The organism is Halomarina rubra (assembly GCF_023699475.1).
GTDB lineage: Archaea > Halobacteriota > Halobacteria > Halobacteriales > Haloarculaceae > Halomarina > Halomarina rubra.
Genome location: NZ_JALXFV010000002.1, coordinates 472,484 through 483,306, shown reverse-complemented (window position 1 = coordinate 483,306; position 10,823 = coordinate 472,484). Strand labels below are relative to the sequence as shown.

Annotated in this window: 10 protein-coding genes and 1 pseudogene (1 of these 11 cut by a window edge); 6 read left to right on the top strand and 5 right to left on the bottom strand. The window is 68.6% G+C overall.

Annotation, left to right across the window (positions count from 1 at the left end; all coding sequences use genetic code 11):
- The 3 genes and pseudogenes from M1L36_RS03745 to M1L36_RS03735 form a co-directional block, all read left to right on the top strand.
- A pseudogene (locus tag M1L36_RS03745) lies at positions 1-685 on the top strand (isochorismate synthase) (its annotated part extends 659 nt beyond the left edge of the window); the annotation flags it as partial.
- 80 nt (positions 686-765) lie between these two features.
- The gene (gene menD / locus M1L36_RS03740; RefSeq protein ID WP_250872369.1) at positions 766-2,538 is read left to right on the top strand and encodes a 2-succinyl-5-enolpyruvyl-6-hydroxy-3-cyclohexene-1-carboxylic-acid synthase; all 1,773 of its coding nucleotides are present in this window, start codon (positions 766-768) and stop codon (positions 2,536-2,538) included.
- Positions 2,539-2,618: 80 nt separating this feature from the next.
- Positions 2,619-2,993: a hypothetical protein gene (locus tag M1L36_RS03735; RefSeq protein ID WP_250872368.1), complete on the top strand. Its 375-nt coding sequence runs from the start codon at positions 2,619-2,621 to the stop codon at positions 2,991-2,993.
- 1 nt (position 2,994) lies between these two features.
- On the opposite strand, the gene M1L36_RS03730 is transcribed toward M1L36_RS03735, so the two are convergent.
- Positions 2,995-3,339: a DUF7344 domain-containing protein gene (locus M1L36_RS03730; RefSeq protein WP_250872367.1), complete on the bottom strand. Its 345-nt coding sequence runs from the start codon at positions 3,337-3,339 to the stop codon at positions 2,995-2,997.
- Positions 3,340-3,585: 246 nt separating this feature from the next.
- Here M1L36_RS03730 and M1L36_RS03725 point away from each other — a divergent pair, with 246 nt between their 5' ends.
- Positions 3,586-4,473, top strand: coding sequence for a 1,4-dihydroxy-2-naphthoyl-CoA synthase (locus tag M1L36_RS03725; protein ID WP_250872366.1), 888 nt, complete (start codon positions 3,586-3,588; stop codon positions 4,471-4,473).
- A gap of 862 nt (positions 4,474-5,335) precedes the next feature.
- Here M1L36_RS03725 and M1L36_RS03720 read toward each other — a convergent pair.
- From M1L36_RS03720 to gatC, 3 genes are all read right to left on the bottom strand, one after another.
- Positions 5,336-6,928: a class I adenylate-forming enzyme family protein gene (locus M1L36_RS03720; protein WP_250872365.1), complete on the bottom strand. Its 1,593-nt coding sequence runs from the start codon at positions 6,926-6,928 to the stop codon at positions 5,336-5,338.
- A 170-nt stretch (positions 6,929-7,098) separates the two neighbouring features.
- Positions 7,099-8,376, bottom strand: coding sequence for an Asp-tRNA(Asn)/Glu-tRNA(Gln) amidotransferase subunit GatA (gene gatA / locus M1L36_RS03715; RefSeq protein WP_250872364.1), 1,278 nt, complete (start codon positions 8,374-8,376; stop codon positions 7,099-7,101).
- On the bottom strand, positions 8,377-8,652 hold the full coding sequence (gene gatC, locus M1L36_RS03710; RefSeq protein WP_250872363.1) for an Asp-tRNA(Asn)/Glu-tRNA(Gln) amidotransferase subunit GatC: 276 nt from the start codon (positions 8,650-8,652) through the stop codon (positions 8,377-8,379).
- A gap of 159 nt (positions 8,653-8,811) precedes the next feature.
- On the opposite strand from gatC, the gene M1L36_RS03705 reads away from it, so the two are divergent.
- Both M1L36_RS03705 and M1L36_RS03700 read left to right on the top strand, forming a co-directional pair.
- Positions 8,812-9,783, top strand: a complete 972-nt coding sequence (locus tag M1L36_RS03705) for a transcription initiation factor IIB (protein ID WP_250872362.1) — start codon at positions 8,812-8,814, stop codon at positions 9,781-9,783.
- On the top strand, positions 9,783-10,034 hold the full coding sequence (locus M1L36_RS03700) for a hypothetical protein (protein ID WP_250872361.1): 252 nt from the start codon (positions 9,783-9,785) through the stop codon (positions 10,032-10,034). Before M1L36_RS03705 ends, M1L36_RS03700 begins: the two co-directional genes overlap by 1 nt.
- 71 nt (positions 10,035-10,105) lie before the next feature.
- Here M1L36_RS03700 and M1L36_RS03695 read toward each other — a convergent pair whose 3' ends face one another.
- On the bottom strand, positions 10,106-10,789 hold the full coding sequence (locus M1L36_RS03695) for a CehA/McbA family metallohydrolase (protein WP_250872360.1): 684 nt from the start codon (positions 10,787-10,789) through the stop codon (positions 10,106-10,108).
- Positions 10,790-10,823 lie beyond the last annotated feature (34 nt).

The window sequence follows — 10,823 nt, the reverse complement described above, 5'->3', positions numbered from 1 at the left end:
CGGCGAGGTCGACGTCCCCGACGTCCTCGAACGCCTGCGCCGAACGTACCCCGAGTGCTACCGGTTCCTCGTCCGGCCGACCGACGCGGCCGGCTTCTTCGGCGCGCCGCCAGAACGCCTCGTCCACCTCGACGGACGGGAGGTCCGGACCGAGGCGCTCGCGGGGTCGGCCGCCCGCGGGGACACCCCCGAGGAGGACGCCGACCTCGCGGCCGACCTCGTCGACAGCGAGAAGATCCAGCACGAACAGGGGCTCGTCGTCGACGCCATCCGAGAACAGCTCGCGCCGCTCGGCGAGGTTCGAGTGGGTGACCAACACGTCCACCGGTTGGCGACCATCCAGCACCTCCGGACGCCCATCGAGGCGACGCTGGACGCCGAGGGCCACGTCCTCGACATCGTCGAGGCGCTCCACCCGACGCCGGCCGTCGGCGGCCTCCCGCCGCGCGTCGCCCAGCGCGTCATCCGCGAGACGGAGTCGTTCGACCGGGGGTGGTACGCCTCGCCCGTCGGCTGGTTCGACGCCGCCGGCGACGGCGAGTTCGCGGTCGCCATCCGCTCGGGCGTCGCCGGCGGTCGGCAGGCGACCCTGTTCGCGGGCAACGGCATCGTCGGCGACTCCGACCCCGCCGCCGAGTGGGACGAGGTCCGCCTGAAGTACCGGCCCATCCTCGACGAACTGCGCCGGGACGGGGCAGCGGGTGCGACGGACGACGACACCGACCACACCGCCCCCACTGGCGACACCGGGACCCCCTCCGGCGAATGAGCGTCCCCAACCGTAACACGCTGTGGGGGCGCGTCGTCGCCGACGAACTCGCGAAGGCGGGCGTCGACACGGCCGTCCTCGCACCGGGCAGTCGAAGCACGCCGCTGACCGTCGCGGTCGCCGAACACGACGGTATCGAGGCCGTCTCGCTGCTCGACGAGCGCTCGGCGGCGTTCTTCGCGCTCGGGCGGGCGAGACGGACGGGACGACCCGTCCCGCTCGTCTCCACCTCGGGGACCGCGCTGGCGAACTTCCACCCCGCCGTCGTCGAGGCCAACCAGGCCAGAGTCCCGATGTTGCTCCTGACGGCCGACCGACCGCGCGTCCTCCAGGACAGCGGCGCGAACCAGACCATCGACCAGGAGAAGCTGTTCGGGGACGCCGTCAGGCAGTACCGGACGCTCCCCGAACCCGCCGCCGACGGCCGAAAGCTGCGTGCGCTGCGGACGGCGCTGTCGCGGGCCGTCGGCACCGCGACCGGGACGGACCCGGGACCGGTCCACCTGAACTGCCCGTTCGAGAAGCCGCTCGAACCGACCACCGTCGACGGCGACGTCACCGACGAGTTCCTCGACGACCACCGTGAGGTGGTCGAGGGCCGCGACGGACCGTGGGTCGAGGTGACTCCCGGGCGGATGGCGCTACCGGACGACCAGCGCGACCGCCTCGCGCGGGCCATCGCGGACGCCGACCGCGGCCTGCTCGTCGCCGGCCCCGACAGCGACCTCGACACCGACGCGCTGTCCGACCTCGCACGAGCGACCGGGTTCCCGGTGCTCGCCGACCCGCTCTCGGGCGTCCGGTTCGGCGACCACGTCGAGACCGACGACGTTCTCGTCGCGGGAGGGTACGATTCCTGGCTCGGTGCGCTCGACCCGACCGCCCCCGCCGACGTCCCCGACCTCGTGCTCCGCTTCGGCGCGTCGCCGACCTCGAAACCGCTCCGCCACTACCTCCGGGACTCGGGAGCGCGACAGGTCGTCGTCGACCCGGCGGGGGAGTGGCGCGAGGCGACGTTCACCGCGACCGACCTCGTCACCGCCGACCCGACCCGCCTCGCGTGGGCGCTCGCCGACCGCGTCGGGAGTGGGCGCGGGAACGGACGCGGGCGAGGGGCGTGGCACGACCGTCTCGCTACACTCGAAGCCGACTACTGGAGCCTCGTCGCCGCCGACGAGACGTGGTTCGAGGGCGCGGTGCTCCGCGAGACCGTGTCGAACCTGCCCGACCCGGCGACGCTGTTCGTCTCGAACTCGATGCCGGTGCGCGACCTCGACCGCTTCGCCCGACCGCGGGGGGCGGGCGTCACCGCCCTCGGGAACCGCGGCGCGTCGGGCATCGACGGCATCACCTCGACGGCGCTGGGCGCGGGCCACGCCACCGACGACCCGCTGGTGCTCGTCACCGGCGACCTGGCGTTCTACCACGACCTGACCGGGCTACTCGCGTGTAGCCGAGCGGACGTCGACGCCACCGTCGTCCTCGTCAACAACGACGGCGGCGGCATCTTCCGCGTCCTCCCCATCGAGCGGTTCGACCCGCCGTTCACCGGCTACTTCCGGACGCCCCACGGCCTCGACTTCTCGCCGGTCGCCGACCTCTACGGCCTGGAGTTCGTCACCACCGACACGCGCGAGGGCTTCCGAGACGCCTACCGCGCCTCGCTCGACAGTCCGGGCACGCAGGTCGTCGAGGTTCGCACCGACAGCGAGGCGAGCCACCGCCACCGGGAGGCGCTGAACGAGCGCGTCCACGAGACGCTGGGCTGAGCGGGTCGTCTCCGGCAGAGCGAGCGAGAACCGACGCCGCCGACACCAACCGTTATTGTCGACAGTCGTGAACGTACCGTATGGCTTCCGACCACCGGTCCCCCTTCGAGTCGATGAATCCGCTGCCACGCCTGCTCTGGGCCGCTCTCGCCCTGTTCGCCCTGGCCGTGCTGTCGTTCACGGTGCTCATCGAGGGAGTGCCCGTCCTCGGGGTCGCCGTCGTCTCCGTCGCCGTCGTCTGGGTGGGACTGAGTTGGCTGGGGTTCGCCTACGCGAGCGAACGAGGGCTGGCGGTCGTCCGCTGGCCCGTCGCCGGTGCGGTGGCGGTGTCGCTCGTCGTCCTCCTCTACGCGCTGCTCGTCGAAGGAGCGGTCCTGGTCGGCCTCGTCGCAGCGGGAATGACCGTAGCTGCCGGCGTCGTCGTCGGCGCACTGCTGACGCTGGAGACGGCCTGAATCAGTCCGAGAGGGCGAGGCCGGTCGCATCGAGGCGGGCGGCCGTCGTCTCGATTCGCTCGCCGGGCGCGGCCACCCGCTCTTCGGCGTCGAACTCGACGAACCCGGCGCTGTCGAGTTTCGGGAGGTGGTTGTGGTAGAGACCGACGGCGATGGAGTCCGTGGCGGACGCGTCCGCCGCCTCCTCGCGACGGACGACGTGTGCGGCGAGCGCCGAGAGGTCGAGGCTGCCGTAGGTGTCGAGCGCGTCGACGACCCACCGCCGGTGGAGGTGGGCCATCGCGTCGTGCAGCGCGGTTCGCTCGTCGGTCGACGCCGAGCCGGGGGTGGAGCATCCGGGGGACATCGTACCACAGACTTCGCGAACACCCGGATGGTCGTGTCGGCGGAGTCTGCCGGTGACTCAAGAGGGGGCGAACGACGTACTCGAAATCCGAAACGACCGGTGGCGCTCGAACGTCGACACGGACACTACTACTCGGTCGACCGCCCCCGACGCTAACACGGACGCCGACACCCCAACACCCCGACACCTAACGCCACACGACGCGCCTGTGGCAACCTTTTTCGAGCGGCCACACGCAGCCCTCGTATGGTTTCGGACATCTTCGACCCCGACCGCTGGGACCCCGTCGAGGGCTTCGACTTCGAGGACGTGACCTACCACCGCGCCCGCGAGCAGGGGACGGTGCGTATCGCGTTCGACCGCCCCGACGTGCGCAACGCGTTCCGACCACGAACGGTCGACGAACTCCACACCGCGCTCGACCACGCCAAACGCCAGACGGACGTGGGCTGTGTGCTCGTCACCGGCAACGGCCCCTCCTCGAAGGACGGCGGCTGGGCGTTCTCGTCGGGCGGCGACCAGCGCATCCGCGGCGGCGACGGCTACCAGTACGAGGGCGACGAGGAGGGTGCCTCCGAGACGGGTCGCCTCCACATCCTCGAAGTCCAGCGGGCCATCCGGTTCATGCCCAAACCCGTCGTCGCCGTCGTGCCCGGCTGGGCGGTCGGCGGCGGTCACTCGCTGCACGTCGTCTGTGACCTCACGCTCGCGAGCGCGGAGCACGCGAAGTTCCTCCAGACCGACCCCGACGTGGCGAGCTTCGACGCCGGGTTCGGCTCGGCGTACCTCGCCCAACAGGTCGGGCAGAAGAAAGCCCGCGAGGTGTTCTTCCTCGGCAAGACCTACTCCGCCGAGGAGGCCGCCGACATGGGCATGGTCAACGAAGCCGTCCCTCACGACGACCTGGAGGAGACCGCACTGGAGTGGGGCGCAGAGATCAACTCCAAATCGCCCACCGCCATGCGGATGCTGAAGTACGCGTTCAACCTCGACTCGGACGGACTCGTTGGCCAGCAGGTGTTCGCGGGCGAGGCGACGCGACTGGGGTACATGACCGACGAGGCCGCCGAGGGCCGCGACGCGTTCGTCGAAGGCCGTGACCCGGACTTCGACGACTACCCCTGGCACTACTGAACCCACCTTTTATCCACGACCGGGGGTCTCCGGCTCCCGGGGGTGAAAGCTGGACCATCACCGAAAGTCGGCGGCTTTCGGTTAGCAGCCAGAAATCTCCGAATTCTGGCGGCAAAAGGATTCCCTCACTCCCTCCGGGGGTTCAGTCACTCCGCTCGGCGCTCGCGTTGCGGCTACGCCGTTCACGAGACGTGGCGCGTCTCGTGAGCGCACGTGAACGACGTTCACGTGAACGCTACGGCATGCGGTTTCGGGCCGACGGCCCGAAACCCGCGCCTCGCGGCAAACCGCACTCGCTTCGCACGTGCGGACGCTGTGTCGAGGTCGTTTTCAGTAATCATCGGCCTGAATCGACCGTCGGACAGTGAGCGTGGGTCGTTCACTCGAGCCTCGCCGTCTACGGAACCACTCTGCGTTGGAATGAGCGCGCTCCATCACGTTTGAACAGAAGAGGCCATCGGACAGCGTCGATGGGCTGTCAGAGGCACTACGTCGGCTACCCGATGGCCGGACACACTGCAGGACGTGCCGGAACTCTTCCACCTTCACAGTGTCCTTTACATTCGAAGTGAGTGCGTCCACCAAGTGGTCCTCTCGTGAGAAGTATAAGTCTACTGGTCATTCTTACAAATAAATGATTGTCTGACAAGTGTTGAATTACCAACAATCTAGAGATAGACCAGATACACACTCGGCACGGGTCTATCGAAGCCGGCCGGCTGTGTGGTGCGAGTGCTACTCGTAGATTGAACCGCGAGCGAACGCAGTGAGTGGGCGGCCTTTTCGTACGAACGCTTTTCGAGGAGTGGTGCCCGCAGCGGACGCGCAGCGTCTGCGAGGACACCCGACGAAGAAAATAGTTCTAACCGATGAGCCGTTCCTCGTCCTCCCAGTAGTCCTGCCTGAGCTGGTACTTCTGGACCTTCCCGGTGGCCGTCTCGGGGAGGTCCTCGACGAACTCGATACGGCGTGGAATCTTGTAGCCAGCCATGTGCTCACGCGAGAACTCCTCGATGTCCTCGGCGGTGAGGTCCGCGCCCTCCTTGGGGACGACGAGGGCGGTCACCGTCTCGCCCCACTCGTCGCTCGGGGTGGGGATGACGGCGACCTTGAGGATGTCCGGGTGGTCGTAGAGGGTGTCCTCGACCTCGATGGAGGAGACGTTCTCGCCGCCGGAGATGATGATGTCCTTCTTGCGGTCCTGGATGGCGATCATCCCGTCTTCGTCCATCGTCGCGAGGTCGCCGGTGTGGAAGTACCCCGGGAGGCGGGCGTTGAACGCCTCGTGGGTCTCCTCTTCCTTGTTGAGGTAGCGGTCGAGCACCTGGTTGCCCTTGACGACGATCTCGCCCATCGAGCGGTTGTCGCGGGGGACGTCGTTGCCGTCCTCGTCGACCACGCGAACGTCGGTACAGAGCGTCTCGCTGCCCTGGAACGACTTCAGTCCCGACCCGCGTTCGGCGAGGCGACGCGGGGAGTTCGAGGTGGTGATGATGGGCGCGGTCTCGGTCAGGCCGTAGATGTGGATGATGCGCCAGCCGACGTCGTTCTCGACGGTGTCGATGGTGGCTTTCGGCGGGGCGCTCCCGGCGGTCGCGATGCGGAGTTCGCGGTCGCCCGTCGTCGCCACGTCGGGGTGCTCCTCGTGGTACTGGACGACGCGGTTGAGGACGGTCGGCGCGCCGCACATGAACGTCACGTCGTAGTCGCGGATGCGTCGCAGGGTGCCCTCGGCCTCGAACGTCCGCTGACAGATGTGGGTCCCACCCGTCCCGGTGATGGCGTAGGTGTGGCCCCAGCCGTTGCAGTGGAACATCGGGAGCGTCCAGAGGTAGGTGTCGTCGTCCCGAATCTCCATGTGCTGGTTGAGCACCAGCGCGTGCCAGTGCTCGGTGCGGTGGGTCCGGACCACACCTTTCGGGTCGCCCGTGGTCCCCGAGGTGTAGTTGATGGAGGCGTCGTCGTCCTCGGAGATGTCGGGCCGGTCGGGAGCCTCGGGCGAGGCGTCGGCGAGCAGACGTTCGTAGTCCGTCCAGTCGCCTTCGATGTCGTCGGCGCGGTAGCCGATGAACGTCTCGGCGGGCACCGCGTCGCGCACTTTCTCGACCTCGTGGGCGTAGTCGTAGTCCGCGATGACCGTGTTCGCGCCACAGTCCTCGAGGATGTACTGGAACTCCTCGCCGACGAGGCGGTAGTTCATCGGGACGAACACCGCCCCGAGCTGGTTCGTCGCGTACAGCGTCTCCAGGAAGTAGTGGGTGTTCGGCGCGAGCAACGCGACCCTGTCGCCTTGGGAGACGCCGTGGTCGGCCAGCACGTTCGACAGTCGGTTCACCCGCTCCCCGAACTCGGCGTAGGTGTACTCGGTGCCGTCGTGGGCGACGACGCCGACGACGTCCGAGTACAGGTCGAGCGCCCGGTCGAGGAAGTCCGTGGTCCGCATCTCAACCTTCATGAACTATCGGACGGTTGTTTCGGGGGAGACGGCTAATCCCTTTCCCCGTTTTCGGGCGACTGCGCGACGATATCTGATACGGAACCGTCAGGAGTTCGGTACCGTCGAGGGACAGCTTCGACACGGGGGGTCGGCCGCCGGCAGGGGGCTCGACCGACCTCCTCGCCGAGTCACTCCAGCGCGCTCGCGGCGCGGACGATGGCGTGTTCGCCGAACGCCGGGCCGACGAACTGCATCCCGACGGGCAGGCCGTCGGTCTCGCCCGCCGGAACGGAGATGGCCGGGAGGTTCGCGAGGTTCACGGGGACGGTGTTGGCGTCCGAGAGGTAGAGCTGGAGCGGGTCGTCGAGGCTCTCGCCCATCTCGAACGGCGGGACGGGCATCGTCGGCGAGGCCAGCACGTCGGCCTCGGCGAACGCCTCGTCGAAGTCCTGCTGAATCCACGCGCGGGCGTCCTGGGCCTTCGCGTAGTACTTGTCGTGGTAGCCCGCCGACAGCGCGTACGTGCCGAGCAGGACGCGGCGTTTGACCTCCTCGCCGAAGCCCTCCTCGCGGCCCTCGGCGAACGACTCGTTCCAGTCGCCCTCGTAGCCACCGGAGACGCCGTAGCGCACGCCGTCGTAGCGTGCGAGGTTCGAGGAGGCTTCGGACATCGCGATGACGTAGTACGCCTGCACGGCGGTCTCGACGGACGGCAACGACACCTCGACGGTCTCGACGCCCTGCGCTCGGAGGTCGTCCAGCGCGGCCTCGAACGTCTCGCGGACGCCCTCGTCCGCGCCCTCGACGAGTTCGGTGGGGACGCCGACGGTCATGCCCTCGACGTCACCGTCGGCGGCCGCGGCGTAGTCGGCGTCGGCACCCTCCTGTCGGGTCGTCGCGTCGTGGTCGTCCGGGCCGGCGACGACGTCGAGCAGGGCGGCGGCCTCCTCGACGGTCGGCGCGAGCGGGCCGACCTGTTCGAGCGAGTTCGCGTAGGCGACGAGGCCGTACCGCGAGACCAGCCCGTAGGTCGGTTTGATGCCGACGACGCCACAGAACGCCGCGGGGTTGCGGATGGAGCCACCGGTGTCGGTGCCGAGTGCGAGGTCCGCGAGGCCGCCGGCGACGGCGGCCGCAGAGCCACCCGAGGAGCCGCCGGGGACGCGACCGGGGGCGGCGGGGTTCTCGGTCGGGCCGTACGCCGAGGTCTCGGTCGTCGAGCCCATGCCGAACTCGTCCATGTTGGCCTTCCCGACGATGGTCGCACCGGCCTCTTTCAGTCGCTGGACGACCGTCGCGTCGTAGGGGGGAACGTAGTCGGCGAGCATCGCCGAGCCACAGGTCGTGCGGACGCCCTCGGTGGAGATGTTGTCCTTGACGGCGACGGTCTTGCCGGCGAGCGGACCGTCGTCGGCCCCCTCGATGGTCGTCTCGGTGACGAAGGCGTTGTACTCCGAGTCGCCCATCTACGACACCCGTGGGCCCTTGAAGTAGCCGTCGACGGTCTCGGGGGCGTTCCGCAGCGCCTCCTCCTGGGAGAGACCCTCGCGGGTGTCGTCGGCCCGCATGACGTTCGTGAGGTCGGCGTCGCGCTCGACGGCCGGGACCTCGTCCAGTGCATCGAAGTACGCGAGGATGTCGCCGAACTGCTCGGCGAACCGGGTCGCCTCCTCGTCGTTGAGGGCGACCCGGGCGAGGTCCGCGACGTGACGGACCTCCTCGGGGTCGACGGGTTCGCTCATGTCCGGACCTGTCTCGGCGATACACTAAGGGTTTCGATAGCCGGAATCGGTAGACAGCGGCGTCCTCTGCCGGTTCCTCGTTCAACAGATTTAAGTCCTGCGAGACACAACTAATTGGTAGCCAGCACAGGTTTTCGGGCGTCGGCTACCCCAATCCAAATGACAGACACCAGCATCCGCCAACGGACGAGCGAGGAGGAACGGGCCGAGGAGGAAGAGAGCAGCGAGTCCACCACCACCTGTCCGGAGTGTGGCGGGCGGTTAGAGTCCGATTCGGAGCACGGCGAGACGGTCTGCCAGGACTGCGGCCTCGTCGTCGAGGAGGACGCCGTCGACCGCGGCCCCGAGTGGCGCGCGTTCGACTCCGCGGAGAAAGACCAGAAGTCCCGCGTCGGTGCCCCCACCACCAACATGATGCACGACAAGGGGCTGTCGACGAACATCGGCTGGCAGGACAAGGACGCCTACGGGAACACCCTGTCCAGCCGCCAGCGCGAGAAGATGCAGCGCCTGCGCACGTGGAACGAGCGGTTCCGCACCCGCGACTCGAAGGAGCGCAACCTGAAGCAGGCGCTCGGAGAGATCGACCGGATGGCCAGTGCGCTCGGCCTGCCCGAGAACGTTCGGGAGACCGCGAGCGTCATCTACCGCCGCGCGCTGAGCGAGGACCTCCTGCCGGGCCGCTCCATCGAGGGCGTCGCCACGAGTGCGCTGTACGCTGCCGCCCGCCAGGCGGGAACCCCCCGAAGTCTCGACGAGATCACAGACGTGAGCCGCGTCGAGAAGGACGAGATCGCCCGCACCTACCGCTACGTCGTCCGAGAACTGAGTCTGGAGATTCAGCCGGCGGACCCCGAGAGCTACGTCCCGCGGTTCGCCAGCGACCTCGACCTCTCCGACGAGTCAGAGCGTCGCGCTCGCGAACTGCTTCGCAACGCCAAGGAGGCCGGCATCCACTCCGGGAAGTCGCCCGTCGGCCTCGCCGCCGCCTCCGTCTACGCCGCCTCGCTGCTCACCAACGAGAAGGTGACCCAGAGCGAGGTCTCGGACGTGGCGAACATCTCGGAGGTCACCATCCGGAATCGCTACCACGAACTGCTCGAAGCCGAGAGCGGCGCGCCGTCGCTCTGATGGGTCGGGAACACACCTACGTCTGTCCGACCTGCGGGGCACGCATCACGCGGTCGTTCAGGGCACCGTCGGTGATGCGGTCGTGCGAGAACGGCTGTTCGTTCGGTCACTTCCTGCGCGCCGACGTCCTGGAGCGCGTCGACTCGGTGCCCGTCGCCGCCCGCCCGGACGACTGGGCCGAGTTGGAGGTCGAAGAACGACTGCTCGTCGCGATGCGCGAGGGCGTCGTCTCGTTGCCGGACCTCCGCTGACGGAGCGCGTCTGTCTCGACGCTCGTTTCTCGTTCGCGACGAACGCCCTGTCTCTGCCGCAGAACGCCGGCTCAGAACACCGAGAACGCCGCCATCCGGGCACGTCGTTTCACGCCGCCACCGAACTGGCGTACGCTGACGCGCCACGGCGTCCTGTTGCCGACGACCGTCGTCCGGCCGTCCGCGACGGCGTCGAGGATGCCGTCGACCGACCGCTCGTCGGTCGCGACCTGTGTCACCGCCTGGCCGACCATCTCGGCGATGTGAGCGTCGCTCCCGGCGGTCATCGGGAGGTTGCGCCGTTCGGCGAACCGTTCGGCGCGGCGGTTCGACCGGCCGGTGAACAGCCGGGAGTTGTACACCTCGATGGCGTCCGCCGAGGCGAGTTCGTCGTTCGAGATGTGTGGCGCGACGCCGTGGCGCGACCGCTGGAACGGGTGGGGGACGACGGCGATTCCACCCTGTTCGCGGATTCGCTCGACGGTCTCGGTGAACGACAGACCGGCGGGGACGCGCTCTTCGATACCGAACCCGAGGACGTGACCCGCCGCGGACGTGACCTCCATCCCGGTGATGCCGACCAGTCCGTACTCCGGGGCCAACTCGGCCATCCGGAGCGAGGCGTCTATCTCGTCGTGGTCGGTGACGGCCAGCGCGTCCAGTCCGACCGCTGCCGCCTGTTCGAGGAGGAGTTCGACGGGGTCGCGCCCGTCGTACGAGAGGTCGGAGTGACAGTGTAGCTCGACCGACAGCACAGTCAGGGATTCGGCGGGGAGTCGCAAAAGCCAA